At 66.9% G+C, this 26,664-nt stretch carries 25 protein-coding genes; 12 read left to right on the top strand and 13 right to left on the bottom strand.

Going from position 1 to position 26,664, the window contains the following annotated elements; translation table 11 throughout:
* The first annotated feature begins 1 nt into the window (after position 1).
* Complete coding sequence (locus AC1RAD_RS14945; RefSeq protein WP_492735619.1) at positions 2 to 613, top strand: alkylhydroperoxidase domain protein; 612 nt, start codon at positions 2 to 4, stop codon at positions 611 to 613.
* Between the two features lie 223 nt (positions 614 to 836).
* A complete protein-coding gene (locus AC1RAD_RS14940) occupies positions 837 to 962 on the top strand; it encodes a hypothetical protein (RefSeq protein ID WP_447743699.1) in 126 nt (41 codons plus the stop codon).
* Positions 963 to 1,053: 91 nt separating this feature from the next.
* Here AC1RAD_RS14940 and AC1RAD_RS14935 read toward each other — a convergent pair whose 3' ends face one another.
* The 3 genes from AC1RAD_RS14935 to AC1RAD_RS14925 form a co-directional block, all read right to left on the bottom strand.
* Complete coding sequence (locus tag AC1RAD_RS14935) at positions 1,054 to 1,788, bottom strand: AP2 domain-containing protein (protein WP_492735618.1); 735 nt, start codon at positions 1,786 to 1,788, stop codon at positions 1,054 to 1,056.
* Positions 1,789 to 1,830: 42 nt separating this feature from the next.
* Positions 1,831 to 2,541, bottom strand: coding sequence for a Crp/Fnr family transcriptional regulator (locus tag AC1RAD_RS14930; RefSeq protein ID WP_095745057.1), 711 nt, complete (start codon positions 2,539 to 2,541; stop codon positions 1,831 to 1,833).
* Between the two features lie 158 nt (positions 2,542 to 2,699).
* Positions 2,700 to 3,353, bottom strand: coding sequence for a hypothetical protein (locus AC1RAD_RS14925; RefSeq protein ID WP_354343480.1), 654 nt, complete (start codon positions 3,351 to 3,353; stop codon positions 2,700 to 2,702).
* Between the two features lie 382 nt (positions 3,354 to 3,735).
* Between AC1RAD_RS14925 and AC1RAD_RS14920 the strand changes: the two genes are divergently transcribed.
* Together AC1RAD_RS14920 and AC1RAD_RS14915 are read left to right on the top strand one after the other, a co-directional pair.
* Positions 3,736 to 4,761: an AraC family transcriptional regulator gene (locus AC1RAD_RS14920; protein ID WP_492735616.1), complete on the top strand. Its 1,026-nt coding sequence runs from the start codon at positions 3,736 to 3,738 to the stop codon at positions 4,759 to 4,761.
* Between the two features lie 291 nt (positions 4,762 to 5,052).
* A complete protein-coding gene (locus tag AC1RAD_RS14915; protein WP_492735614.1) occupies positions 5,053 to 5,841 on the top strand; it encodes a winged helix-turn-helix transcriptional regulator in 789 nt (262 codons plus the stop codon).
* Between the two features lie 8 nt (positions 5,842 to 5,849).
* Here AC1RAD_RS14915 and AC1RAD_RS14910 read toward each other — a convergent pair whose 3' ends face one another.
* Complete coding sequence (locus tag AC1RAD_RS14910) at positions 5,850 to 6,215, bottom strand: c-type cytochrome (protein ID WP_139705347.1); 366 nt, start codon at positions 6,213 to 6,215, stop codon at positions 5,850 to 5,852.
* Positions 6,216 to 6,388: 173 nt separating this feature from the next.
* Between AC1RAD_RS14910 and AC1RAD_RS14905 the strand changes: the two genes are divergently transcribed.
* Positions 6,389 to 7,069, top strand: a complete 681-nt coding sequence (locus tag AC1RAD_RS14905) for a hypothetical protein (RefSeq protein ID WP_369647252.1) — start codon at positions 6,389 to 6,391, stop codon at positions 7,067 to 7,069.
* A gap of 16 nt (positions 7,070 to 7,085) precedes the next feature.
* Here the strand turns inward: AC1RAD_RS14905 and AC1RAD_RS14900 are convergent, their stop codons facing one another.
* Genes AC1RAD_RS14900 through AC1RAD_RS14885 form a run of 4 tightly spaced genes read right to left on the bottom strand, consistent with a single transcriptional unit; the run spans position 7,086 to position 10,547 of the window.
* Entirely contained in the window at positions 7,086 to 7,892 is an 807-nt protein-coding gene (locus AC1RAD_RS14900; protein WP_492735611.1) for a polyphosphate kinase 2 family protein, read from the bottom strand.
* 48 nt (positions 7,893 to 7,940) lie between these two features.
* Entirely contained in the window at positions 7,941 to 8,408 is a 468-nt protein-coding gene (locus AC1RAD_RS14895; protein WP_492736216.1) for an RNA-binding S4 domain-containing protein, read from the bottom strand.
* Positions 8,409 to 8,427: 19 nt separating this feature from the next.
* Positions 8,428 to 9,846, bottom strand: a complete 1,419-nt coding sequence (locus tag AC1RAD_RS14890; protein ID WP_185993577.1) for a sensor histidine kinase — start codon at positions 9,844 to 9,846, stop codon at positions 8,428 to 8,430.
* Positions 9,847 to 9,866: 20 nt separating this feature from the next.
* On the bottom strand, positions 9,867 to 10,547 hold the full coding sequence (locus tag AC1RAD_RS14885) for a response regulator transcription factor (protein ID WP_062481159.1): 681 nt from the start codon (positions 10,545 to 10,547) through the stop codon (positions 9,867 to 9,869).
* A gap of 132 nt (positions 10,548 to 10,679) precedes the next feature.
* On the opposite strand from AC1RAD_RS14885, the gene AC1RAD_RS14880 reads away from it, so the two are divergent.
* The 4 genes from AC1RAD_RS14880 (at position 10,680) to AC1RAD_RS14865 (ending at position 14,416) form a co-directional block, all read left to right on the top strand.
* On the top strand, positions 10,680 to 11,639 hold the full coding sequence (locus tag AC1RAD_RS14880) for a Bug family tripartite tricarboxylate transporter substrate binding protein (RefSeq protein WP_070060440.1): 960 nt from the start codon (positions 10,680 to 10,682) through the stop codon (positions 11,637 to 11,639).
* A gap of 144 nt (positions 11,640 to 11,783) precedes the next feature.
* Positions 11,784 to 12,335 carry a tripartite tricarboxylate transporter TctB family protein gene (locus AC1RAD_RS14875; protein ID WP_492735609.1) on the top strand — a complete coding sequence of 184 codons (552 nt, stop codon included), beginning with the start codon at positions 11,784 to 11,786 and terminating at the stop codon, positions 12,333 to 12,335.
* Between the two features lie 13 nt (positions 12,336 to 12,348).
* Positions 12,349 to 13,872, top strand: coding sequence for a tripartite tricarboxylate transporter permease (locus tag AC1RAD_RS14870; protein WP_492735607.1), 1,524 nt, complete (start codon positions 12,349 to 12,351; stop codon positions 13,870 to 13,872).
* Between the two features lie 208 nt (positions 13,873 to 14,080).
* Positions 14,081 to 14,416, top strand: a complete 336-nt coding sequence (locus AC1RAD_RS14865) for a DMT family transporter (protein ID WP_369632617.1) — start codon at positions 14,081 to 14,083, stop codon at positions 14,414 to 14,416.
* 30 nt (positions 14,417 to 14,446) lie between these two features.
* Here the strand turns inward: AC1RAD_RS14865 and AC1RAD_RS14860 are convergent, their stop codons facing one another.
* The 5 genes from AC1RAD_RS14860 to AC1RAD_RS14840 all read right to left on the bottom strand — a co-directional run bounded on the left by AC1RAD_RS14860 (position 14,447) and on the right by AC1RAD_RS14840 (position 23,230).
* Complete coding sequence (locus AC1RAD_RS14860; protein ID WP_369632618.1) at positions 14,447 to 17,557, bottom strand: efflux RND transporter permease subunit; 3,111 nt, start codon at positions 17,555 to 17,557, stop codon at positions 14,447 to 14,449.
* Positions 17,558 to 17,577: 20 nt separating this feature from the next.
* Positions 17,578 to 18,762, bottom strand: a complete 1,185-nt coding sequence (locus AC1RAD_RS14855) for an efflux RND transporter periplasmic adaptor subunit (RefSeq protein WP_354343500.1) — start codon at positions 18,760 to 18,762, stop codon at positions 17,578 to 17,580.
* Entirely contained in the window at positions 18,759 to 20,249 is a 1,491-nt protein-coding gene (locus AC1RAD_RS14850) for an efflux transporter outer membrane subunit (protein WP_492735606.1), read from the bottom strand. The genes AC1RAD_RS14855 and AC1RAD_RS14850 overlap by 4 nt, the downstream gene beginning before the upstream one ends.
* Complete coding sequence (locus AC1RAD_RS14845; RefSeq protein WP_492735604.1) at positions 20,246 to 20,962, bottom strand: TetR/AcrR family transcriptional regulator; 717 nt, start codon at positions 20,960 to 20,962, stop codon at positions 20,246 to 20,248. The genes AC1RAD_RS14850 and AC1RAD_RS14845 overlap by 4 nt, the downstream gene beginning before the upstream one ends.
* A gap of 525 nt (positions 20,963 to 21,487) precedes the next feature.
* Positions 21,488 to 23,230, bottom strand: a complete 1,743-nt coding sequence (locus AC1RAD_RS14840; protein ID WP_492735602.1) for an AIPR family protein — start codon at positions 23,228 to 23,230, stop codon at positions 21,488 to 21,490.
* Between the two features lie 217 nt (positions 23,231 to 23,447).
* On the opposite strand from AC1RAD_RS14840, the gene AC1RAD_RS14835 reads away from it, so the two are divergent.
* From AC1RAD_RS14835 to AC1RAD_RS14825, 3 genes are all read left to right on the top strand, one after another.
* Entirely contained in the window at positions 23,448 to 24,968 is a 1,521-nt protein-coding gene (locus tag AC1RAD_RS14835; protein WP_492735601.1) for a sigma-54 interaction domain-containing protein, read from the top strand.
* On the top strand, positions 24,965 to 25,231 hold the full coding sequence (locus tag AC1RAD_RS14830) for a hypothetical protein (RefSeq protein ID WP_492735599.1): 267 nt from the start codon (positions 24,965 to 24,967) through the stop codon (positions 25,229 to 25,231). The genes AC1RAD_RS14835 and AC1RAD_RS14830 overlap by 4 nt, the downstream gene beginning before the upstream one ends.
* Positions 25,232 to 25,387: 156 nt before the next feature.
* Positions 25,388 to 26,575, top strand: a complete 1,188-nt coding sequence (locus AC1RAD_RS14825; RefSeq protein ID WP_492695916.1) for a substrate-binding domain-containing protein — start codon at positions 25,388 to 25,390, stop codon at positions 26,573 to 26,575.
* The last annotated feature ends 89 nt before the right edge of the window (positions 26,576 to 26,664 follow it).

Here is a 26,664-nt window from a genome sequence, read left to right as displayed (position 1 = left end):
CATGAGCACTGAATCGACACTGACCCATCCCGGCAACACGCATCCGCGCACCTTCACGCAGGCGCAGCTCGAATGGCTGCCCTGGCTCGAACCGCTGCCCGAGGACGAACTGACCGAGCGCCACTACGCAGGCCTCGTCGACGCGTCGCGCGCCAAGTCGCCGTACTTCCGCCTGCTGGCACGCGACCCCGACATCCTTGGCGCGCGCACCCGCACCGACAAGGACATCTTCTACAACCCCGACGCCGGCCTGCCACGCGCCGAGCGCGAGCTCTCGGCCGCCGCGGCCTCGCGCTTCAACGGCTGCATCTACTGCGCATCGGTGCACGCGCGTTTCGCCTCGCATTTCTCGCAGCGCGCGGACGACGTGCAGCGCCTGCTCGACGAGGGCGTGCAGGCCGAGCTGGGCGCGCGCTGGAATGCGATCGTGCAGGCCTCGGTCGCGCTGTCGGCCACGCCGTGGACCTTCGGGCCCGCGCACGTCGACGCCTTGCGCGCACAGGGGCTGGACGACCTGGCGATTGCCGACGTCGTGCATGGGGCGGCCTTCTTCAACTGGGCCAACCGGTTGATGCTGTCGCTGGGCGAGCCGCAGGAGCCCGCTGCCGCCTAGGCGCGGATCACCGCGCGCAGATTTGTTGCGGCGGCAAGTGAGCGGGATCACAGTCGGGCGCGCGGCGTGCCCGTGGGTCGGCACGATGACCCGCATGCACACCGACGCTCCTGGGTACGCAACGACACGCCACGGCCGCGCGCCCGGCCCGGCATTCGGCAATCCTTTCGTCCGCTGCCGATGCGGACTGGCTGGCCTGGAACGCATTCACCGGCGGTCGTGGATGAAGTTCCTGCCTGGCCTGCGCTTCTATCGCTGCAGCAGTTGCGGCAAGCCGCAACTGGCGCCGAAGCGCGCGGTGCGCGACGCGGTCATTGCGCACAGGAGCGAGCAGCAGAACCAGCGCTAGCTGGTGTGGTGTCCCGCAAATAGCTGCGCATGAAATCGCGCCTTTCACGCCAGGGCGGTGTTGCAAATCCTCGTCAGGACGCTGCCGGCGCTCAGGCGTCGTCGTCCGACGCCTTCGCCTGCAACTGCTGCTGGCGTTCGGCAATCGCCATGTCGCGCGCCACGTCGTGGCCGAGCGTGCGCACCGAGAACGACTTGCTCACGCTGCCCTTGCCCGCCGTGTAGGTGATCGCCACCCAGTACCCGGGATGGCCCGCGCGCGGCGTCTTGAACTGCACGCCGCTGACGCCGCTCGTGTTGTTGCGTCGCACGATCTCCGACTTCGAGCGCTTGGGCGGCAGCGCCGCTTCGTCGTCGGGCGGCGGGCGCCGGCGGATGGCTTCTTCGGCGGGGTGCAGCCGCGCGAGGCCGACCATGCGGCCGAGTTGGCGTTGCCGCTCGCCGATGGCATGCGCGCGGGCCGCGGGGCCCCAGTCGGCCAGGTCGAATTCGGCGCGCAGGATTTCCTCGTTCCCGAGGTAGGTCTTGGCCAGCCAGGCCACCGGCTTGCCTTGCGCGGACAGGCGGCTGAAGACGCCGGGCTCGCCCGTCTTGTTGTTGCTGCGCAGGGTCTGCGCGCGGTCCTTGCGCGCGACCGGCGGATGCTCCTTCACGATGGTGTCGCGCCAGGCCTGGGCGCGTCGCAGCGCCTGCTGGGGGCCGCCGTAGCTGGCGTGGCCGAAGAGGCGCGCGTAGCGCACGCCGTTTCGCACGAGCGACACCTCGAAGCCCCAGGGGCGGGGCGAAATGCCATACATGTCGACGGGGTTCGGAATTCCTTTGGGCATCGTCGGTGCTGTCCTTGTGTCAGGGCCGATGAAGGCGGCGTGTCATGGCGCTTCGGGGCTGTCGCCGTTCCAGGCACAGAGCTCGTCGGAGAGCTCGTGGGCGTCCGGCGGCAGGCTGCCGAAATCGGTCGAGGCGAAGGTCGGCGGCACGTGCACGCCCTGGTCGTCGCGGCGCACCAGCCCGCGGCTTTCCATGTCGCGCATGGTCTTGTTGACGACCTCGCGCGAGAGCCCCGAGTACGACGCGATCACCGCCTGCGTGATGCGCTTGTCGTAGCCGCCCGTGGCGGCCGGCGCCAGCTGCGTCAGCTCGTGCAGCACGCGGCTCACGAGGCTTTCGGACGACAGCGACGAGATGCGGCGCAACTGCCCGCGCACCATGGCGACGCGCTTCATCGCGATCTCCAGCAGGCCCATGGTCACCTCGGGGTACAGCGCGCACAGCCGGCGCACCGCGGCCACCGGCAGGTGGTAGACCGACGAGGGCAGGGCGGCCACCAGCGTCGAGGTGGCCTGGTAGCTGTTCTCGCCCAGCGAGGGGCCGAGGAAGAAATCGCCCCGGCGGATGAAGTCGGTCGTCACGTCCCTGTCGACCGCGCGCAGCAGGCCCGTGGCCACGCAGTAGATGCGGTCGGTGTGCGTGTCCGCCTGCAGCACGATCTCGTTGCGCCGGTAGGAATGCAGCGCGCTGCTGCGAATCAAGGCGGCGCGCTCGTCGGGCGGCACGCTGGCGATCAGGGGATGGAGATACATGGCCAAGGGGGTTGCGAGACCATCGGCGGTTCGTTCTCATGGGCGAATCCACGGGCGGCGGTCAAGGAACAGGACGGTGCGGCGCCCCCGGGGCGACTCGCCATCGGGCGCCCCTTCGCCGGGCCGGGCTGCGACGGGCTGAAGACGGCAAGGCCATCTCAGCCGGGCTGGAGCTGCGCGAACAGCGTGTCGATCCGGGCCCGTTCCTCGGCGCCTCGCAGACAGCGCTCGCGCAGCCACAGGGCATCTCCCTGTCGCGCGATGCGCAGGTCGTACACGTGCTCGATGTCGTCCACCACGACGTCGCCCGCAGGCCGCCCCCTGGCCGTGGGCGCGGGATGCGGTTGTGCGGCCCACAGCGCCAGTTCGATCTCGGCCGGGCTCATCGGCCCGCTGTCGCGCAGTGCGATCCAGTCGGCATGCAGCTGCGGCTGCGCGGCGATGCCCTTCACGAGGATCGGCTCGCGCCCGAGCGCGGCCAGCAGGTCGTCCAGCCGCGCATGGCGGGTTCGCAGCAGAAAGCAATCGTCGCGCAGGCAGCTCAGGTCGGTGTCGCCCGACGGCGGGAAGGCCGCGAAGAGCCGGCGCCGGATCTCGCGGCTCACGCCCGCCGCCACCTCCGGGCCGTCGGAGTCGGCAAGCTGCGCGAGGTTGGCGATGAAGACCAGCGCACACACCCGGTCCGCCGGCGGCGGGGGAGAAGCAGGCCGCACCACTTCGGCGTCGCGGCGCAGCGCTGGCAGGCAGGACGCCAGCGCTGCGCGCCATCGCGTGCCGAAAGGTTCGAGTTCCGTGAAAAACAAGGCAGCCATTTCATCCCCAGTAGAGAGAGTTCCGGTTGACGTTCGATCCGAAGGAATGCTACGAATCGCGCCCTCTTTTGACATTCGCTTTCGCGGCGCGGATGTGTCGCGAGTCACATCCGGATGCAATTGCCGCCGCGAGCGCCGACCGAAGGGCGAAGCGGGCCCGGACCGGCCCGCCGACCGGCGATCGGCAAGGCCTGGAACCGTGGCTTGCGCCGTTGGGCGCGGTGCGTCATCCCCCCGAACACCCGGGCTGTTATCTCTGTTATCGTTTGTAAAAATTATCCGAGGTCCACGCGGACCTGTCAGGAAAAAATCGGGAGTTCCCGTTCGTGACCCGCGGCTTCTGGCGTGGCGCCGGCTGCATGGAGGAAGAGGGGCGTGCCGCATGTCCGACACCGACAGTCGCATCCAGCGCTTTCACACCGGCATGGTGTCGCGCAAAGACGGGTTCGCCTTCTGGGCCGACGAGATCGGCCCGCACGTGGGGCGGCTGGACAGCCCCGAGCGCAGCCACTTCCAGCAGGAACTCACCATCGTCGACACGGCCGGGATGGCCTTCATGCGCGTGCACGGCAGCGGCGCGACCATCGAGCGCACGGGCCCGAGCCAGCTCATGGGCGCCGAGGTCTATCCCTATCACCTGCTGATCAAGCTCGACGGCGGCCTGGCCATCAGCGAGCAGCGCCAGCGCATCGAACTGGCTGCGGGCGACATGGTCCTGATCGACTCCTGGCAGCCGCTGCGCCTGCGCTCGACCGAGGCCACCAACTCATGGACGCTGGGCCTGTCGGAGGCGGTGGTGAACCGCTGGCTGCCGCATGCGGACCAGTCCACCGACCTGCGGCTGGCCGGCGCCAAGGGCTGGGCCGGGATGCTGTCGGGCTATCTGCGGGCGCTGGACGTCGAGCACCTGTGCAGCATCCAGAGCCCCGCGCAGCGCCAGCTGCTCGGTGAGCACCTGATGTCGATGCTGTCGTTCTCGCTGGAACAGAACGGGCTGAGGGCGCAGCCGGGCGCGCTGGGCGAGCGCGTGTCGCCGCGCGACGGCGACCTGCACGCCCGCATGCGGGCCTGGATTCGCGAGCACCATGCCGACACCGAGATCGACGCGCAGAAGCTGGCCGTCAGCTTCAACGTGTCGGTGCGCTACGTGCACAAGGTGTTCGCCAAGGCTGGCCGCGGCATGACCTTTCTCGAAACCCTGCAGAACGACCGGCTCGAGGCCGCGGCCCGCATGCTGCGCAGCCCCGAGGGCGCACGCAGGTTCGTCGCCCAGGTCGCCTACGACTGCGGCTTTGCGGACCCGGCCTATTTCGGCCTCGTCTTCCGCAAGAAGTACGGCTGCACGCCGCGCACCTTTGCCTTGCAGCAGGGGCAGGCCGCGGCAGACGGCACGTTGCTCGTCAGCTGACCGGGGCGGCGCCGGCCCGGCCGCCCTGGCCGGTGGATGGGTGCATGGCGTGGCCGCCGTGCCCGATCCTCATATTTCTGTTCTCTTCATTCATACCTGTGAAATTTATTTGGGAATAGATTCACTTCCCAAGGAATTGCGCCGGCCGTAAATGCATTCGTAAAAAAATGCGTCTGCCTTCAACAATTCAGAGCAATTTATTCCTGAAGGGTTGAATGATGAAAGTCGATTTCCCCGCCAACGGGGCAAAAATAGAAGTTTGTGACGCCACGGTGTGCAAGGTAATTTTCAATGTTTGAGCAAAACTCCCCGCACATTGCAGTGTTGGACCCCTCTCCCCGAACGCGGTGGCACGCCAGTCGTGCCGTCAAGATGCTGGGTTATACGCCCGTCGCATTTGCGCATGTCGACGAATTGATTTCGCAGGTGGCGCCAAGCGGAAATTTCGAGGCGCTGCTGCTTTCAATTCCGTCGGCGCCCGACGGCGTGCAAAAACTCGTGGGCCAGGTGCGGGAAACGCTGCGCTACCACACGCCATTGATCATGAGCGCGCGCAAGCGGCAGATCCGCGGGTTGTCGCTGTTGCACGCCGGCCCCGACGACGCCGTGCTGCCGGAGCCGTCGACCTTCGAGGAGATGTACTTCATGCTCGAATTCTTCCTGCGCCAGCGCAATCGGCCGGTGGTGCCGCGCAGCCTCGACTGGCAGGAATTCAGCCTGTTGTCGCCGTTCGACATGGTCGACGTGGCCGGCACCGAGATTCGCCTGACGCCGATCGAATTCGACCTCGCGGCCGAATTCTTCCGCCACATGAACCGGCCGCTGGACCGGGAGCACCTGGAAATGATCGGCTGGCAAAGCGGCGTGGCCGCCGGCTCGCGCACGCTGGACGCCAACGTGTCGAAGCTGCGCCGCAAGCTCGGGTTGTATGTCGACCAGCCGCACGGCCTGTCGCTGCACGCGGTGTGGGGCATGGGCTATCAATTGAGCCAGCTGGGCAAGCGCGAGGCGCCCGGCAGCTGGACGTTCCCGGCGGATTTCCGGGTGGCGTCGGCCGCGCCGTCGCAGCTGTCGACCTGAGCGGCGATTCAGCGCGCGGGTGGCTGCTGCTGTTGCGGCTGCGCCAGCACCCAGCGCGCGAGCACCTGCGCGTCGGCCTCCGACACCAGCGACTGGCGCGGCATGATCACGCGGCCCCAGGTGCCGACACTGCCGTTGCGGATCTTCTCGGCCAGCCGCGCCGGCGCGGCGGCGTCGCCGCGGTAGCGCTCGGCGATCTGCGCGAAGCCCGGCCCGACCTGCTTGTGCACCAAGCCGTGGCAGGCCATGCAGGCGTTCTTGCGGGCCAGGTCAACAGCGGAAAGTTGCGGCTGCTGGGCTGCGGCACCGAAGGATGCGGCGGCGAGTGCGATCGAGAGAAAGTGGGGAGCGGAAAGCCGGGGAATACAGGGCATGGAGGGGAAACCGGGGAGGGGTGAAAACTGTACCTTGCCCTGTCGCAGGCCCCGGATCGCCGCCCCGATGCCCCCGCCGGAGGTCGTCGTTCATTCGCGACAAGTCGATTCAAGAGTAACTATATGTATGGTTAAATCCCTCGCAACTACCGCGAAGAGGACGAGGGATTCCCATGAAGCTGCCGCTCAGCATTGCATTGGCCACCGTGGTTCTGGCCGGATGCGCCAGCGCACCGCCGACCGGGCCCGGCCAGGGCACCGGCATGTCGTACGTGCCCATGGTGGCCATGGAAGGCGTGGACAAGGTGCGCTACGACAGCGACGTGGCCGACTGCCGCACGGCCGCCACCCGCATCACCGCGCGCAGCGAGTCGGGTGACGCCATGTGGGCCGCGCTGGGCCTGGGCCTGATCACGGTGCACGGCCAGGGCATCGTCGCCGCGGCCTCGTACACCGGCATCAGCGCCGCCGTCATCGACTGGAACACCCGCCCCAGCAGCGCGCTGATCGCCGAGCACCAGCAGATCGCCATCGTCCATTGCATGGCCAAGCGCGGCTACCGCAACCTCGACCCGAACGTGCAGGACACGTTCTACGGCAACACCTTCAACCCCGTGCTCGCCCTCAAGCCGCGCCGCACGGGCATCGACACCTACAACGTCGAGCGCCTGGCCAAGGCCGGCCGCTGCAACGTGCAGCCGCGCGCCGAGCTGACGGCCAAGGGCCCGGGCTACGAGAGCTACAGCGTGCCGTGCACCACCGGCGTGGCCTGGGCCGTGCGCTGCGAGTTCGGCAACTGCCGCGTGCTGGCGCAGACGCCGATGCGCCCGACGGCGCCCGTGCGCCGCTCCTGAGCCGGCCCCTCCGGGCTCACTTCACGACCATGCCCTTGAGCGCCGGGTCCGGCGGCGGGGGCTTGAGCTTCATCTCGCGCAGCGTCTTCACGAGCAGCTGCGCGATCATCATGTTGCGGTGCCGCTTGCTGTTGGCCGGGATCACGTGCCACGGCGCGTGCTCGCTCGAGGTGGCGGCCAGCGCGTTCTGATAGGCCTTCTGGTAGTCGGTCCACTTGGTGCGCACCTCGAGGTCGCCCATGCTGAACTTCCATTGCTTGCCGGGCGTGTCGATGCGGGCCTGCAGTCGTTCGCGCTGCTCGTCCTTGTCGATGTGCAGCATGCACTTGACGACGACCGTGCCGGTCTCGGTGAGCAGCCGCTCGAAGTCGTTGATCTGCGCATAGCGGCGGCGGGCCTCGTCGGCGTCGATCCAGCCTTCGACCACGGGCACCAGCACGTCCTCGTAGTGGCTGCGGTTCCACACCATGATCTCGCCGGTGCGCGGCACGGCGGCGTGGCAGCGCCAGAGGTAGTCGTGCGCGCGTTCGTCCTCGCTCGGCGCCTTGAAGGCCGTCACCCGCACGCCCAGCGGCGAGGTGCGCGAGAACACCCAGCGCACCGTGCCGTCCTTGCCGCTGGTGTCCATGCCCTGCAGCACCAGCAGCACCTTGCGCCGGCCTTCGGCGTGCAGCACGTCCTGCAGTTCGTCCAGCTCGACGGCCAGGGTGTCGAGCTCGGCGCGCTGGGCCGACTCGTCGCCCGTGAGAAAGGGCGAATCGTCGGGGTCGATGCGCGAGAGCTTGAACTTGCTGCCGACGCGGTACTTCTTGAACTTGGACATCTGCGGACGCTCCGTCAAAAAAGAAACGAAGCCCGCAGGGTACGCGAATCAGCGCTGCGGGCGCCCGCGCGGCGGCGGGTGGTCGTCGTCGCCGTTGCTTTCGTCGATCGACGCGCTCCAGCGGTTGTCCCACTCGGCCTGGTGGCGCACGCCGTCGATCTCGCGCCGGTCGCGCTTGGTGGGTCGGCCCTGCTCGATGGCCAGGGCCGGCTCGCTGCCCATGCGGCGCTGCTCGCGGAAGGCGGCCTGCGCCGCCAGGCTCTCGGGCGTTTCCTCGTAGAGCTGCTGGGCCACGGGCGCCGGGCCGCGCTGGCCGCTGAGGCCGCGCACGGTCACGGTCCGCGTGAGCAGGCCCAGGCGCATCGCGACGGTGTCGCCGGCCTTGACCTCGCGCGAGGCCTTGGCGACCTCGCCGTTCACCTGGATGCGGTTCTTGCCGATTTCGTCCGCGGCCAGCGAGCGGGTCTTGAAGAAGCGGGCGGCCCAGAGCCACTTGTCGATGCGCAGACGGTCCATGAAGGTCGGAAAAGAAAGGTCAGCCATTGTGGCGCGACAGCGGCAGCCGCACCACGGCGTCGAGCCCGGTCACGCGGTCGGTGCCGCCGGGGCTGGGTACCGTGCGGTTGTCGAGGCTGATGCGTCCACCCAGGGCCAACACGATCTCGCGGCAGATCGCCAGGCCCAGGCCCGAGCCGCTCGCGGTGTTGCCGGCCGAGAAGGGCGCGAACAGGCGCTGGCGCAGCTCGGCGGAAATGCCCGGGCCGTCGTCGCGCACGGTGAGCACGGCCTCGTCGCCCTCGGCGTGCACGCGCACCGAGAGCGGCGCGCCCGCGGGGCTGTGCTTGATGGCGTTGTGCAGCAGGTTGCGCGTGAGCTCCTGCAGCATCCATTGGTGCGCGCGCACGGTCACGGCGTCGTCGGCGGCCAGCTCGAAGTCGAGCGCCTTGTCGGCCACCAGGGGCGACAGGTCGAGCGCGATGTGGCGCACCACGTCGCCCAGGTCGAGCAGCGCCGACTCGGGCTGCTGGCGCAGCTGCTCCACCTTGGCCAGCGACAGCATCTGGTTGGCCAGCGTGGTGGCGCGCTCGACGGTCTGGCTGATCTCGACCAGCGCCTGCTCGGGCGCCACGTCGCCGCGGCGCGCCGACTGCACCTGCGCCTTCAGCACCGCCAGCGGCGTGCGCAGCTGGTGGGCGCTGTCGCGCACGAAGCGCTTCTGGTGATCGAGCAGCCGCTGCAGCCGGCCCATGACCTCGGTGGTGGCGTCGATCAGCGGGCGCAGCTCGGCCGGGGCGCCGGGCGCGTCGATGGGCGAGAGGTCGTCTTCGGGGCGCCGCTCGATGGCTTCGCCGAGCTCGCGCACCGGCCGTGTGGCGCGCTGCACCACGACCACGGTGACCAGCGCGATCACGCCCATCAGCAGCAGCTGGCGCCAGAGCATGTCGAGCAGCAGCTTGCGCACCAGCGTCTCGCGCAACTCCAATGTTTCGGCGACCTGCACCACGGCCATGCCGCGGCCGCGCGCGCTGGCCACGGGCTGCAGCATCACGGCGACGCGCACCGGCTGGCCGCGGAACTCGGCGTCGTAGAAATCGACCAGTGCCGCATACGCCCCGCGGTCGGGGATGCGCCCGCGCCAGAACGGCAGTTCGGCGAAGCCCGAGACCATCTCGCCGTCGAGCGCCGACACCCGATAGAACAGCCGGCTGCGGTTGTCGGCCTCGAAGGCCTCGAGCGCGGAGTAGGGCACGATCGCGCGCAGCCGCGCCATGTCGTCGTAGCCTTCCACGTCGAGCTGCTCGCCGATGGTCTTGGCCGAGGCCAGCAGCGTGCGGTCGTAGGCGGTGGTGGCGGCCGCCAGGCTCTGGCGGTACAGGCTCACGCTGTTGATCACGACGAACACCGCCACCGGCACCAGGATGCCGAGCAGGAGCCGCGCGCGCAGGGACGACATCGTGCGCCGCAGGGCCGCCCTCAAGTCTCGGCCCGCAAGAGATAGCCCAGGCCGCGCATCGTCATGAGCACCGTGCCGGTGCCCACCAGCTTCTTGCGCAGGCGGTACACGACCACCTCGATGGCCTCGTACTGCACCTCGGATTCGCCCGGGAACACCAGCTCGAACAGGCGCTCCTTGGTGACCGCGTGGCCGGGTTTCATCATCAGCGCCTTGAGCAGCGCGAGCTCGCGCGGCGTGAGCTCGAGCAGTTCCGAGCGGTGGTAGACGGCGCCGTTGTCGGGCTCGAAGCGCAGGCTGCCGACCTCCAGCGGGTTCAGCGTCGGGTCGGGCCCCGCGCTCAGGCTGCGCCGGCGCAGCGCGCGGATGCGGGCCTCGAGCTCGTCCAGGTCGAAGGGCTTGGGCAGGTAGTCGTCCGCGCCGGCGTTCAGGCCCATGATGCGGTCGCCCACCGTGCCACGCGCGGTCAGCAGCAGCACCGGCGTGCGCAGGCCCTCGGCGCGCGCCTGGGCCAGCACCTGCAGGCCGTCGACGTGCGGCAGGCTCAGGTCGAGCGCGACCACGTCGGGCTCGACGGCGCGCCACTGCGCGATCGCCTGCGCGCCGTCGCCGCAGATGCGCACGTCGATGCGGCGTCGCCCGAGGGTGCGCTGCAGGGTGATTTGCATCGAGGGGTCGTCTTCGACGAGCAGCAGCTTCATACGGGCAGGGGTCGGTACTTCGGTGTTTTCCCCAGTCTGGTGGACAGCCAACTGACAGCGGGGCGGCGCATGATAGCGGCTCAGGTCCAAGTCAGGTTCCATCCGTTCCCAAGTTCTCAGGAGACACCAACGATGCGTCGCGATACCTTTTTGAAGTCCCTGGCCGCACTGGCCGCTGCCGGCGCCTTGCCGCTGTCGGCGCGCGCCGCCGCCAACGTCAAGATGATGATCCCGGCCAACCCGGGTGGCGGCTGGGACACCACCGGCCGCGCGCTGGGCAAGGCCCTGACCGACGCCAAGGTGGCCGACACCGTCGCCTACGACAACAAGGGCGGCGCCGCCGGTGCGCTGGGCCTGGCCCAGTTCGTCAACGGCTCCAAGGGAGACGCCAACGCGCTGATGGTCATGGGCTCGGTCATGCTGGGCGGCATCATCACCGGCAAGCCGCCGGTCAACCTGTCGCAGGCCACGCCCATCGCGCGCCTGACCACCGAATACAACGTGTTCGTGCTGCCGTCGAACTCGCCCTTCAAGACCATGAAGGACGTGGTCGAGCAGCTCAAGAAAGACCCGGGCAGCGTCAAGTGGGGCGGCGGTTCGCGCGGCTCCACCGAGCACATCGCCGCGGCCATGATCGCGCAGAAGGTCGGCGCCGATCCGTCCAAGATCAACTACGTGGCCTTCCGCGGAGGCGGTGAAGCCACCGCCGCCATCCTGGGCGGCAACGTCACCATCGGCGGCAGCGGCTACAGCGAGTTCGCCGAGTACATCGCCGCCGGCAAGATGAAACCCATTGCTGTCACCTCCGCCCAGCGCCTGCCGGGCATCAACGTGCCGACCCTGAAGGAACAGGGCATCGACGTCGAGATCGGCAACTGGCGCGGCGTGTACGGCGCGCCCGGCATCTCGGCCGAGCAGCGCAAGGCCCTGACCGACATGGTGCTGGCTGCGCTCAAGAGCCCGTCGTGGGCCGAGTCGCTCAAGAAGAACGACTGGACGCCGGCCGTGCTGTCGGGTGACGCGTTCGCCAAGTTCGTCGACGACGACTTCGCCAGCCTGCGCGCGATCATGGCCAAGTCCGGCATGGTCTGAATCTGGCTCGCCCCCAGGCTGCGCGCACTTCGTGTCGCTGCGCCAACCCCCTTCCGGGGGCAACACCTGCGGCCTGGCAGAGCCAGTTCCGCGGTGTTTCTGGAAGGAGGCAGTTCTTTTCCCCCACGACTGCGGGAGCAAAAAATGACAACTCCAGAATCCTCGGTCTCACATTCCGCTGAGGCCACCTCCGGCGCGGCCCGCTGGCCGCAATACGTCGTCGGTCTCGGCGTGCTCCTGACCGGCGCCGCGCTGGCCTTCGGCGCCATCGGCATTTCTTCCGAAGCCGGCTACGGCGGCGTCGGCCCCAACTTCCTGCCCTGGATGGTCTCGATCGTCCTGATGGTCTGCGGCGCGTGGATCACCTGGGAAGCGTTCAGCGGGGGCTTTCGCGAGCTCGACGCCCCCTCGGGCGCCGACACCGCCTACTGGCCCGGCTTCATCTGGGTGGCGGCGGGCCTGCTGCTCAATGCGGCGCTCATCACCAGCATCGGCTTCATCCTGAGCTGCGCGCTGTGCTACCTGCTGGCCGTGCAGGGCCTGCGCCGCGCGGGCGGGCAGGCCAAGGTCAACGCACCGGCCACCTGGGTCACCGACTTGGTGACCGGCCTGGCGATCTCGGCCCCGGTCTTCTGGATGTTCACCAAGTTCCTGGCCATCAGCCTGCCGGGTCTCACCAGCACCGGCTGGATCTGAGCGGAGCCACGCCATGGATATCTTCAACGCACTGATGACCGGCTTCGCGGCCGCGATCACCCCCATCAACCTGCTGTGGTGCCTCATCGGCTGTGCCTTGGGCACGGCCGTGGGCGTGCTGCCCGGCATCGGCCCCGCCGTGGCGGTGGCCATGCTGCTGCCGATCACCGGCAAGGTCGACATCACGGCCTCGATGATCTTCTTCTCGGGCATCTACTACGGCGCCATGTACGGCGGCTCGACCACCTCGATCCTGCTGAACACGCCCGGCGAAACCGCCAGCATGGTCACGGCCATGGAAGGCAACAAGATGGCCAAGAGCGGCCGCGCGGGCGCCGCGCTCGCCACCGCGGCCATCGGCTCCTTCGTGGCCGGCACCATCGCCACCGTGGTCGTCACGCTGTTCGCGCCCTTCGTGGCCGACTACGCCGTGCGCCTGGCGGCACCCGAGTACTTCCTCTTGATGCTGCTGGCCTTCACCACGGTGAGCGCGGTGCTCGGCAAGAGCACGCTGCGCGGCATGACGGCGCTGTTCGTCGGCCTGGCCATCGGCTGCGTGGGCCTGGACCAGATCACCGGCCAGGGCCGCTACACCGGCAACATGCCCGAGCTGCTCGACGGCATCGAGATCGTGCTGGTGGCGGTGGGCCTCTTTGCGGTGGCCGAAGTGCTGTACGCCGTGCTGTACGAAGGCCGCGTGGTCGAGGGCCAGAACAAGCTGACCCGCGTGCACATGACCTCGCGCGACTGGAAGCGTTCCATTCCCGCCTGGCTGCGCGGCGCGGCCATCGGCACGCCCTTCGGCTGCATTCCGGCCGGCGGCACCGAGATTCCGACCTTCCTGAGCTACGCGACCGAGAAGAAGCTCGCGAAGGACGCCGATGCCAAGGCCGAGTTCGGCACCAGCGGCGCCATCGAAGGCGTGGCCGGCCCCGAGGCCGCCAACAACGCCACGGTGACCGCCGCGCTGATCCCGCTGCTCACGCTGGGCATTCCGACGTCGAACACCACGGCCATCATGCTGGGCGCGTTCCAGAACTACGGCATCCAGCCGGGCCCGCAGCTGTTCACCACCTCGGCCGCGCTGGTCTGGGCGCTGATCGCCTCTCTGTACATCGGCAACCTGATGCTGCTGGTGCTGAACCTGCCGATGGTCGGCCTGTGGGTCAAGCTGCTCAAGATTCCGAAGCCGCAGCTGTACGCCGGCATCCTGATCTTCGCGACCGTGGGTGCCTATGGCATGCGCCAGAACACCTTCGACCTGTTCCTGCTGTTCGGCATCGGCCTGCTGGGCGTGGTGATGCGGCGCTTCGACTTCCCGACCGCCCCCGTGGTGGTCGGCATGATCCTCGGCCCGCTCGCCGAAGCCAACCTGCGCAACGCCATCGCCATGGGGCAGGGCAGCCCGATCGTGTTCTTCCAGCGCCCCGAGTCGATCGTGGTGATCATCGCCATCGTCGCCGTGCTGGTGCTGCCGCGCCTGGCCAAGCGCATGAGCGAACGCAAGCTGAAGCGATTGGCGCAGCTGGACGCCTGACGCAACCGACCTTCTTTTTCGGTTCACATGCCGCGGGCGATTGGCGCCCGCGGCATTTTTTTTGAATGCGCCTGTGGCGCCAAGGGGCTTGACTGCGCAGTCATCACCGCGTCGCCGCGTGTCCCCAGAATGGCGGCTTCGTTCGGGGTACCGCTTGCATCGCCCGCATTCCATGCCCGGTACGGCAGGGGTGTGACGAGGTATTCCCATGAAGAGTCCACAGACTCTGGCCTGGCTGCTGCTTGCGGCCAGCGTGGCGGCGGAAGTCGCCGGCACCATCGCCCTTCGCCATGCCGAAGGTTTCACCCGCCTGTTGCCATCGCTGCTCACCGCTGCCTGCTATGCCGGCGCGATCTGGCTCATGTCGCTCGCGGTGCGCGTACTGGATGTGGGGCTGGGCTACGCGGTCTGGGCCGGTGCCGGCACCGCGCTGATCGCGGTCGCCGGCATGGTCTGGTTCGGTGAAGCGGTCACGCTGACGCGCGTGGTCGGCCTGCTGGCCATCGTGGCAGGCGTGGTGGTGCTGAACATCGAGGCGCGGTAGCGGGTTCACCGCTGCCCGCGCTCGGAGGTCTCAGCGCTGCGGCGCCTCGACCAGGTCGTCGTCGATGTGCGGATCGGCCGGCTGCCCGCGCACCTTGCGCACGGTACGGCGGATCCAGTGCTCGATGTCGTCCACGTAGGTGAACACCGCTGGCACCACCAGCAGGCTCAGCACCGTGGAGGTGATCAGCCCGCCGATCACCGCCATCGCCATCGGCGAGCGGAAGCTCGAGTCGGCGGCGCCGAAGCCCACGGCAATGGGCAGCATGCCGGCGCCCATGGCGAGCGTGGTCATGATGATGGGCCGCGCGCGCTTGTGGCAGGCGTCGCGCAGCGCGTCCCAGCGGCTCATGCCGTGGTCGCGGCGCGCCACGATGGCGTACTCCACCAGCAGGATCGAGTTCTTCGTGGCGATGCCCATCAGCATGATCAGGCCGATCAGCGAGGGCATCGACAGCGCCTTCTGCCCGATCAGCAAGCCCACGAAGGCGCCGCCCAGCGCGAGCGGCAGCGCGCACAAGATGGTCACCGGGTGCAGGAAGTCCTTGAACAGCAGCACCAGCACGATGTAGATGCACAGCACGCCCGTGAGCATGGCCAGGCCGAAGCTGGCGAACAGCTCGGTCATCACTTCGGCATCGCCCACCTCGGCGATGCGCACGCCCGGCGGCAGCTTCTGGATTGAGGGCAGGGCCTCGACGGCCGTCTTGGCGTCGCCCAGGCCCACGCCCGACAGCTCGATCTCGAAGTTGACGTTGCGCGAACGGTCGTAACGGTCGATGACGGCGGGGCCGCCTTCCATCGTGAGCGAGGCCACCTGGCTCAGCATGACGGGGCCGCGCGCGCCCGGCACCGACAGGCGCCCGATGAGGTCGAGGTCCTGCCGTGCCGAGTCTTCGAGCTTCACCACGATCGGCACCTGCCGCTGCGCGAGGTTGAGCTTGGCCAGCGCCTGGTCGTAGTCGCCCAGCGTGGCCACGCGCAGCGTCTCGGCGATGGCCGAGCTGGTCACGCCCAGGTCGGCGGCGCGCGCGAAGTCGGGGCGCACGGCGATCTCGGGACGGATCAGGCTCGCGGTCGAGGTGATGTTGCCCAGGCCGGGAATGGTGCGCAGGTCTTTCTCGACCGCGCCGGCGGCGGCCGACAGCGCCACCGGGTCTTCGCCCGTGAGCACCAGGATGTACTTCTCGCCCGAGCCGCCCAGGCCCACGGTGCTGCGCACGCCGGGCAGGGTTTCGAGCGCGGTGCGGATCTCTTTCTCGATCACCTGCTTGCGCGGCCGGTCGCCGCGCGGGTCGAGCTGGATCGTCAGCGTGGCCTTGCGCGTCTCGGGCGTGCCGAAGTTCGCGAACGGGTCGCCGCCAGCGCTGCCGCCCGCCACCGTGGTGTAGACGCTCTTCACGTGGTTGATCTTCATCACGCGGCGGCGCGTTTCCTCGGCCGCGGCCGTGGTCTGCGCCAGCGTGGAGCCCGGCGGCAGCGACAGGTAGACCTGCGTCTGCGAGTTGTCGTCGGCCGGAATGAAGCCGGTCTTGAGCAGCGGGATCATCGCCAGCGAGCCGAAGAAGAAGAGGGTGGCCATCACCATCGTCTTGAAGCGGTGGTGCGTGCTCCACTCCACGGCGCGCATGTACCAGCGCAGCCAGCCCGGCTCCTTCTCGGCGCCGACGATGGGCTTGAGGATGTAGGCCGCCATCATTGGCGTGAGCACCCGCGCCACCACCAGCGAGGCGAACACCGCGAGCGAGGCGGTCCAGCCGAACTGCTTGAAGAACTTGCCGGCCACGCCGCTCATGAAGGCCGTGGGCAGGAACACCGCGATCAGCGTGAAGGTGGTGGCGATCACGGCCAGGCCGATTTCGTCGGCCGCCTCCATGGCCGCCTGGTAGGGCGACTTGCCCATGCGCAGGTGGCGCACGATGTTCTCGACCTCCACGATGGCGTCGTCCACCAATATGCCGACCACCAGCGAGAGCGCGAGCAGCGAGATCACGTTGACCGAGAAGCCCAGCAGGTACATGCCGACGAAGGCCGGAATCACCGACATCGGCAGCGCCACGGCCGAGACGAAGGTGGCGCGCCAGTCGCGCAAAAAGAGCCACACCACGATCACCGCGAGGATGGCGCCCTCGTACAGCAGGTGCAGCGAGCCGTCGTACTCTTCTTCCACCGGGTCGACGAAGTTGAAGGCCTCGGTCAGCTCGATGTCGGGGCGCTGCACGCGCAGGTCGGCCAGCGCCTTCTGGATGGCGCGGCCCACTTCGACCTCGCTGGCGCCGCGGCTGCGGGCCACCTCGAAGCCCACCACCGGCTTGCCGTTGAGCAGCGCGGCGGCGCGCGGCTCGGCGATGGTGTCGCTGATGCGCGCCACCTGGTCCAGGCGGATGCGGCGGCCGTCGCTCAGTGCGATCTGCATGTCGGCGAGCTGGTCGGCCGACTGCACGGTGGCCATGGTGCGCACCGGCTGTTCGCTGCCGCCCAGGTCGATGCGTCCGCCCGCGCTTTCGGTCTGCACCTGGCGCAGCTGGCGCGAGATGTCGGCCGCCGAGGCGCCCAGCGCCTGCAGCTTGGCCGGGTCGAGGTCGATGTGCACCTGGCGCGTGACGCCGCCCACGCGGTTCACGGCGCCCACGCCGGGCAGCGCGAGCAGCTTCTTGGTGATGTCGTTGTCGACGAACCAGCTCAGCGCCTCGTTGTCCATGCGCGAGGAGGCGATGGTGAAGGCCAGCACCGGCTGGGCCGCGAAGTCGAGCTTGGTGACGACCGGGTCGCGCACGTCGGCGGGCAGGTCGGCGCGCACCTTCTGCACGGCCGAGCGCACGTCGTCCACGGCCTCCTGCACGGGCTTCTCGAGGCGGAACTCGACGATCAGCGTGGCGGCGCCGTCCTGCACCTTGGTCGTGATGTGCTTCAGGCCCTGGATGGTGGCGATGGAGTTCTCGAGCTTGCGCGCGACATCGGTCTCCAGCTGCGAGGGCGCGGCGCCCGGCAGCGAGGCCGAGACGGTGACGGTCGGCAGGTCGATGTCCGGGAAGTTCTGCACCTTCATGGCGTTGAACGACAGCAGCCCCCCGAAGGTGAGCAGCACGAACAGCATCACCGCCGGAATGGGGTTGCGTATGGACCAGGCGGAAACGTTCATGGCGTGTTCCTTGTGTTGGCTTATTTAGGCGAAGGGGCGGAGGCCCCCGCCTTCGCCGGGGTGGCGGACGAAGCGGCCGCGGGCGTGGCATCCACCACGCGCACCAGGTCGCCGTCGTTGAGGAAGCCCGCGCCCTGCACCACGATCTGCACGCCCTCGGGCAGGGCGCTGGTGATCTCCACGCGGTCCTTCAGGCGGCGGCCGGTCTGCACCTTGAGCTGCGCCACGCGGCCGTCGGGCAGCAGCGTGAAGACGTTGTTGAAGCCGTCGCGCGGCACGATCGCGCTTTGCGGCACGGTTGGCGCGGAACTGCGGCCGAGTTCGAAGTCGCCGCGCGCGAACATGCCGGCCTTCACGCCGGTGTTCTGCTGCACGTTGGGCAGGTCGACATAGACCAGCGCCGCGCGCGTCTGTGGATCGACCGTGGGCGCGATGCTGCGCACAGTGCCCTTCACCTGCGCGCCGCTGGCGCTGACCACGAAGGCCGGCGTGCCCACGGCGACGCGGCCCAGCTCGGCCGAGGTGACTTCGGCGCGCCATTCGAGCCGGCCCTGGCGGATCAGCCGGAACAGCTCGGTGCCGGCGCCCACCACGCTGCCCACCGTGGCGGTGCGCGCGGAGATCACGCCGTCGTCGGGTGCCAGCACCTGCGTGTTGCGACCGCGCACCTGCTGCGCGGCCAGCACGGCCTCGGCCGCCTCGGCGCGCGCCTTGGCGGTCTGCTCGGTGGTCTGGTACTGGTTGATCTGCTGCTGGCTCAGCGCGCCCGTGGCCTGCAGCGTGCGGGCGCGTGCGGCGTTGCCGGCGGCGTCGGCGGCCGAGGCGCGGGCCTCGGCCAGCGAGGCGCGTGCCTGCGCGATGTCGGCCTGCACCGTCTCGGGCGAGAACACCGCGAGCACCTGGCCCTTCTTTACGGTGTCGCCCACGTTGACGCGCACCTCGGCCAGCTTCAGGCCGTTCGATTCGGAGCCGATCACGGCCTCCTGCCAGGCCGCCACGTTGCCGTTGGCGGCCAGCGTGACGGTCAGCTCGGTGGCTTCGGGTTTGGCGACCGAGACGGTCAGGGCCGGGCGCTGCGCGGGGCCTTTTGCCGCAGGTGCAGCCTTGTCGTCGGCCGGCTTGCGGGTGAGCCACAGGCCTGCGGCGACAACGACGACGAGCGCCAGCAGCGCGAGGACAAGGGTGGAACGCTTCATTGTTTTCATGGCGACGTCGCGACCTTGGCGGCCGGGGTGGTGGTCATAGAGGACGATGCTTCGGCGGGGCGGCTCCATCCGCCGCCCATCGAGCGGTACAGGGAGACCCAGGCTTCGGTGCTCTCACGCTGAAGCGAGACGCGCGCGGTCTGCGCGGCGAACAGCGTGCGCCGCGAATCCTCGAGCTCGAACAGGCTGGCCAGGCCGCTGCTGAAGCGGGCCTGGGTGGCGTCGAACGAGGCCTGGTAGTTTTTCACCGCGCTGTCGGCGTCGGTGCTGCGGGCGGTGGTGGCGTCGAGGTTCACCAGAGCTTCCTCGACCTCGCGCACCGCCTGGCGCACGTTGGCGCGGTAGAGCGACACGGCTTCGGTGTAGCGCGCCTTGGCCGCCTCGGCGTTGGCCGCGCGCGCGCCGCCGTCGAGCAGCGGCACGGTGAGCGACAGCGGCCCGACCGTCCAGGTGTCGAGCGATTCGCGGAAACCGCTGGTGCGGATCTGCATGCGGCCGATCGAGCCCGAGAGCGTGAGCTTGGGATAGCGCTCGGCCTCGGCCGAGCCCACCTCGGCGCTGGCCGCGGCCACGCCGAGTTCGGCCGCGTACACGTCGGGCCGCTGCGAGAGCGCCTGCGCCGGCACGCTGGCGATGGCGCCGACCACCGGCAGCGCGCGCTGCGTGGGCGAGGCCGCGAGCTTCTGCGCGAGCGTGGGTTCGTCGAGCCCGCTGAGCGCCACCAGCGCCTTGCGCTGCACCGCGCACAGGGCGCGCTGTTGCGTGAGTCGGCCTGAGGCGTCGGAGGCGCTGGCACGCGCCAGCGCGGCATCGGCCGGCGCGGTGAAGCCGGCGCGTGCCGACAGGTCGGTAAGCCGCGCTGTTTCGCCGCGCGACTTGGCATCCGACTCGGACACGTTCAACTGCTGCTGACAGGCGCGCTCGGCGAAGTAGGCATTGGCCGTTTCGGCCGCCACGGCGACACGGGCGTCGTGCCACTTGGCGGTGGCGCTGTCGAGCTTCTGCTGGGCCGCATCGCGGTCGGCGCGCAGGCGGCCGAACAGGTCGATCTCCCACTTCGACTGCAGGCCGGCCTGCAGCGTGGTGACCGGCGCGGTGGAGGCGCTGCTGCTGCTCGAAGAGCCGCCCGCGCCGAACGACGAGCCCGAGACGCCCCGGCTCGCCGACGCCGTGCCGTCCAGGCTGGGCAGCAGCGCCGCGCCGGCCTGCACGCGCGTGGAGCGCGCCTCGGCCACGCGCGCCGCGGCGCTGGCAAGGTTGGGGCTGGCGGTTTCGGCGGCGGCGATCAACTCGACCAGCAGCGGGTCGTCCAGCTGGCGCCACCACTCGGCCAGCGCGGCGAGCGAGCCGCCGTGGGGCAGGGGCGCATGCCACTGTGCGGGGAAGGGCGCCTGCACCGAGGCGGGCGGGCGCGTCAGGCCGCAGCCGGCAAGGCCGAGGCCCAGCGGCAGGCTCAGAACAAGGGCAATCCGTCGGAGTCGTCTCATGGCTTCTTTCTCTGCTCGGCGGCCACCTGGCGGCGGCGTGCGGTTTCGGCCTGGACCAGCGCCATCGCGTAGCCCGTGAGCCGGTCGGCCCAGGTGTCGATGGCGCGCGGCGTGCGCAGCAGCGACGGGCGCAGGGCCTCGATGAAATCCTGGCTCACGTACAGCTGCATCGACAGCCCGGTGATCGCGAAGGTCAGGCGGTGGATGTCGTCGTCGGCGCGCTCCACCTGCAGGTGGCGGCACAGCAGCTCGACGATGGCGCGGTGCGGGCCCTTGATGTCGCGCTCCAGTTCCTTGGCCCACTGGCTGGTGGGCTCCAGCATCTCGCGCATGTGCAGCTGGATGCACTGGCGCACGATCTCTCCTTGCTTGAGCGGATCGATCATGGTCGCCATGCAGATGCGCAGCGTGTCCTCGAGCGACTGGCCGGGCACGTTGCAGGCGGCCACGAGGTCGTTCGAATCGCTGCCCATCGGCTCGTTGAAGGTGGCGCCGTACAGCCCCTCCTTGTCGCCGAAGTAGTAGCTGATGGCCGACACGTTCACCCCGGCCTCGCGCGCGATCTCACGGATCGAGGTCTTGGCGAAACCGTTCTGGGCGAACAGCCGCAGCGCGGTGTGCAGCAGGCGGTGGCGCGCCTCGGCGCCGTCGCTGCGGGGGGCGCGGCGCGGCGAGGGCACGGGCGTTGGCGTGAGAGGTGGCCTAGCGTTCATCGGCGCGATTAGAGCACGGATGAAATCAAACGATTGATTTACTTAAGGCTTGCTGAAGGCTTTTGTTTTGGGTTGTGTGGAGGGGGCGTGTGCGCCTCATACGTTGCAACTGGAACGCAACGACGCGTGGTTGCATCCGTTGAAATGGATCTCAGTGACAACAAAAAGGTGCGTGTTGTCTTAGGCAGTTGGGATTGGTTAGCTGATCCCCTGCGTCTGGATCTGGTCTTCGAAAGCGGGCTTAACTTCTCAAGATCGGCGCGTGCACGTTAGTAAGGTGATCTTGCGACGATCGTGGGAGTGGCAAGCTGCTTGAAATACAGGTGATTGCATTGTTCGTTGTCACGCAATCGCAATCGCGAAATTTCTTCAGAAACCTCTGAAAACCAGAAATGGAAAGAGCCGCACTAGATCATTGCTGTTCCAGCCGCGGCCGTAGCTCGCTAGCACGGCCGCGCTCCTGCAATGTCAGGAGTTCGGCCGGCTAAACAACCCGTGTCTTCGTAAAGGCGGGTGAATATTGATCTATTTTTTTACTAAAACCTTTTTTGCTACACGCGAGGCCTTCCGTGCTCGCTTGACTGCATCCTTGACGCTTTGCGTAAAGGGACTGGTTCTTGCTGCGTCACGATTCTTTCCTCTGAGTAAATTGGCAACAATATCCATTGCTGGCTTCAAATTTCGCTCGGCTGTCTTTGAATCTTTGAATAGAGGGAGCAACTTGCTTGCATATTTTGTTGACTGCCGAGCTCCAGGGGCTGGAGGTTGAGTGTCTTCGTAAAGAAGCCGAACACACATTAACACCTGATATTTGGCGACCCCCAGTTTTGGATTCATCTTTGGTAAAAGTGTTTGAATCCAATAGAAGGCAATGGCGGCCAAGTAGTAGTGATCATGTTTGTGGCCGGGCCCAAATATTTCTGATCCAACTTTTTCCAAGATGCTGCCAAAGTCCCGAGTTGTTTTGTGCGGCTCTTCCAAAAACATGGAGGAATAGGATTTTATCAATCCTAGAGGAGTTACAATTCTGCTTCGATCTATTGGCTTATTTATGAATTGTTTTGATCGGCGTTCGTAGAAAAGCGAGTTGCTGCCTTGAGAGCCGAAATACAATTCGAGCTCTTTCTGAAAATCCGTTACAGCCAGCAATTGAGAGGGCGTTACTTCGGTTTGACTATTTGTTGCTCGAATGATGTCTTGCACAACCGATTCGTTGTCTGTTGCCACAATTTTTATTGGAACGGTCGCGTCAACAAGTGCAGCATCGGCTCTACTTTCCCAGATAACGTTCGTTGTCTGGCAGCCGTTTACAATCTGGTAGTCTTCGAGTGTTAGTCGATCACCCCCCGTTAGGCGAAGCTTCTTCGCGATTACGGTGATTCCGTTGTTCATCAAAACAAAGCGGGCTCTGCTGTCTGCTTTTGATAATGTGCTGTGAATTCCTTCGTTGACACTATTGTGGCCCTGCCAGTCTCTCACATTGTCGTAAAAAATGGAACTCAGCAGGTTGTCGTTCTCCCCTCTGATGAGTTTTAGAAATTCAGCGATTGGAAGGGCGCCAAGAAATGCCTGTGCAACATTGGGGACATCCGGTAGCGTGACCCTCCTGGGAAATAGTATTTCCCTGATTACTGAATTTTGAATTTGAAGTGATCTCTTTTGGAGTTCGCTTGATCCAATGAGGTCTATCTTTAGGTCTTCTATGTCCCCGGAACTGAGTAGTCGCTTCCTTATTAGTTTTTCTTTGTTTTCGAAGTTGACGTCATTAATTGGTTTTTGCCCGGTTGATACGTAGTAGAGATGGGCGACGGGGCGGCGTCTCTTGAAGTATCGAGATTTGTTGTATATTGCATTTTTTAATCTGACGAAATTCTTCACCTTTTCGTTGTCCGCGCTTGATGCGCCGTCAGAAAAAATGCGATCGACAAAATCGGCAAGGTCGCCTAGAGCCGAGGTGGAAAATGAAGAAGAAGTTTTGGCTTGAACAAAGACAAAATCAATATCGAGATATGAATTCATCTCGATGAAGGTTTCAATTTCATCTGAATCAAGTACAAGCCGACCGTTGATAATTGTTGCGATGCTATCAACCCCGGGCTGCCCATCTTCACCTAGAACGCAGTTGATGGTGTTGAGCGTCTCGTCTATCAAAATTCCCGTCGTTAGGTTTGTAGCGAAATGCTCAAATGCGATATCTTCTTCTATATCGCTCGGTAATTGGTGGTCAGTAATGAAATCGGAAAGCAAAGATTTGATTATTTGATTCATTGAGAAGGATAGATTGAAGGGTCTGTGCGGATTGCTTTTTTCTGACATATGGTTACATGAGTTTTGGGTGCATGTCTACCGAAGTTTCACCATGTTTTTTTACAAATACGAATTTTTTCCAAGAGGGTGAAGGTCGGGCCCAGAGCGGCCATGCTGTGCGGTGCTCTTGGTGGGGTGGGGCGGGCCGGTCAGTTGAGGGATCGAGCTACGATTTGGAATGTCTTCAAGATCAAACCTTCCCCTGGACGCCGAAGGCATCCTCGCGCTCGCCGCGCGCTCGATGTTTCATCTGTTTTCGAGCATCAGCCAGGGCATGTTCCTGGTCGACCGCAGCGGGCGCATCGTCTGGGTGAACGAGGGCTACCGCCGCTTCCTGCCGGCGCTGGGTTTCTCGTCGATCGACGAGTTCATGGGCCACATGGTCGAGGACGTGATCCCCAACACCATGATGCGCCGCGTGCTCGAAACCGGCGAGCCGATCCTCATCGACCTGCTGACCAACAAGGCCGGCACCTTCGTCGTGAGCCGCATCCCGCTGCGCGAGGAGCGCGAAGACGGGGAGGGCCTGGGCAAGGTCATCGGCGCCATCGGCATCGTGCTGTTCGACCAGCCCGAGACCACGCTGCAGCCGCTCATCAGCAAGTTCGCGCTGCTGCAGCGCGACCTCGACGACGCGCGCCGCGAGCTGGCCAGCCAGCGCAACAACCCGCTGTACCAGCACGCACCCGACGGCCAGCGCCGTTCCAAGTACACCTTCGCGAGCTTCATCGGCAGCAGCCCGGCGGCCGTGGAGGTGAAGCGCCACGCGCGCCGCGCCGCGCAGTCCACCAGCCCGGTGCTGCTGCTGGGCGAGACCGGCACCGGCAAGGAGCTGCTGGCGCATGCGATCCATGCGTCGTCCACGCGCGCCAAGGGCCAGTTCGTCAGCGTCAACATCGCGGCCGTGCCCGACACGCTGCTCGAGGCCGAGTTCTTCGGCTTCGCCCCCGGCGCCTTCACCGGCGCCGACAAGCGCGGGCGCGAAGGCAAGTTCAAGCTGGCCGACGGCGGCAGCCTGTTCCTCGACGAAATCGGCGACATGCCGCTGGGCCTGCAGGCCAAGCTGCTGCGCGCGCTGCAGGAAGGCGAGATCGAGCCGCTGGGTTCCAACAAGCTGATTCCTTTCGACGCCCGCGTGATCGCCGCCACCTCGCGCGATCTGCCCGAGCTGGTGCGCCGCGGCCTGTTCCGTGAAGACCTGTACTACCGCCTCAACGTGCTGCCGTTGCGCGTGCCGCCGCTGCGCGAACGCCGCAGCGACATCCCGGCGCTGGTCGAGGCGCTGGGCGAGGACATGGCGCTGCGCAGCGGCGAGGCGCCGCCCGAGCTCACGCCCGACGCGCTCGCGCTCCTGGCCGGCCAGCACTGGCGCGGCAACATCCGCGAGCTGCGCAACGTGCTGGAGCAGGTGACGATGCGCAGCGACTCGCAGCGCATCGATGCCGCGCAACTCGAACGCATCCTGCGCGAGGCGGGGCTGGAGCAGATCGAGGCGCCCGACACCTCGCACAGTCTGCGCGACGTCGATCAGGAGGCCGCGCTGCTGCGCCCGCTGTCGCAGCAGGTGGCCGAGCTGGAACGCAAGGCGATCGCCGCCGCGCTCGAAAGCACCGGCGGCAACAAGCTCGCGACCTCGCGGCTGCTGGGCATCTCGCGCGCCACGCTGTACGAGCGCATGACGGGAATGGGGTTGTCATGAGCGTGAAGGCATTGCGTTCCACCTTCGGCCCGAACTGCCATTGGTGCGGGCTGCCGATGGACTTCGACGAGCCGCACGGACGGCCCGAGTCGGCCACCATCGAACACCTGCTCGACGCCACGCTGGGCGGCGTGCGCCAGCAGAAGCACCGGCGCCTCGCACATGCGGTGTGCAACCACACGCGCAACGAGCTGCGGATGCGGGCAGAGCGCGAGTTCGAAAACTGGCTCGCGGCACGCCGCGACTCTGCTGGGAAACCCTGACTGATCAGCAGACAGTTGTCTGAAATAAAGACAACGTGAATGCACTGAAATCAGGCGAAACCGGTTGCTCCCGAATGAGGAAGCCTTTGTTATCAATGGCTTAGGTGGGTGGCACGAACTGTGCAATATTCAGTCACCTTTATCAGGAGACAAGACATGCACCGTCGCCACCTCATCGCCCTGGCCGCCCTGGGCGCCACCGCCGCCACCATGCCCGCCTGGGCCCAATCGAACGAGATCCGCATCGCCCACGTCTACAGCAAGACCGGCGCGCTGGAGGCCTACGGCAAGCAGACGCAGACCGGCCTGATGATGGGCCTGAACTACGCCACCGGCGGCACGATGATGGTCAACGGCAAGAAGCTCGTGGTCATCGAGAAGGACGACCAGGGCAAGCCCGACCTGGGCAAGTCGCTGCTGGCCGCCGCGTACTCCGACGACAAGGCCGCGCTCGCCGTCGGCCCGACCGCTTCGGGCGTGGCGCTGGCCATGCTGCCGGTGGCCGAGGAGTACAAGAAGATCCTGATCGTCGAGCCCGCCGTGGCCGACTCGATCACCGGCGACAAGTGGAACAAGTACATCTTCCGCACCGGCCGCAACTCGAGCCAGGACGCGATCTCCAACGCCGTGGCCATCGACAAGGCCGGCGTCACCGTCGCCACGCTCGCACAAGACAACGCCTTCGGCCGCGACGGCGTGAAGGCCTTCGGCGCCGCGCTGAAGAAAGCCAAGCTGGCGCACGAGGAGTACCTGCCGCCCGCCACCACCGACTTCACGGCCGGTGCGCAGCGCCTGATCGACAAGCTCAAGGACCAGCCGGGCCGCAAGATCATCTGGATCGTCTGGGCCGGCGCGGGCAACCCGTTCAAGATCGTGGACCTCGACCTGAAGCGCTACGGCATCGAGATCGCCACCGGCGGCAACATCCTGCCGGCCATGGCGGCCTACAAGTCGCTGCCGGGCATGGAAGGCGCGGCCTACTACTACTTCGGCATCCCGAAGAACCCGGTGAACGAGGCGATGGTCGCGGCCCACTACAAGGAGTTCAAGACGCCGCCGGACTTCTTCACGGCCGGCGGCTTCTCGGCCGCGATGGCGGTGGTGACGGCGCTGAAGAAGACCAACGGCGACACCAACACCAACAAGCTCATCAGCACCATGGAAGGCATGAGCTTCGACACGCCCAAGGGCAAGATGACCTTCCGCAAGGAAGACCACCAGGCGATGCAGTCGATGTACCACTTCAAGATCAAGGCCGACCCCGCGTTCGCGTGGGGCGTGCCGGAGCTGGTGCACGAAATCAAGCCGGAAGAGATGGACATCCCCATCAAGAACAAGAGGTAAGAGCTCGCCCCCAGGCTGCGCGCACTTCGTGTCGCTACGCCAACCCCCTACCGGGGGCAACACCAGCGGCCCGGCAAAGCCGGTTCCGC

The sequence above is a fragment of the Variovorax sp. GW823-FHT04B03 genome, from assembly GCF_058796495.1.
Note: the sequence above shows the minus strand (reverse complement) of the source record. Positions and strands in the feature narration are given on the sequence as shown.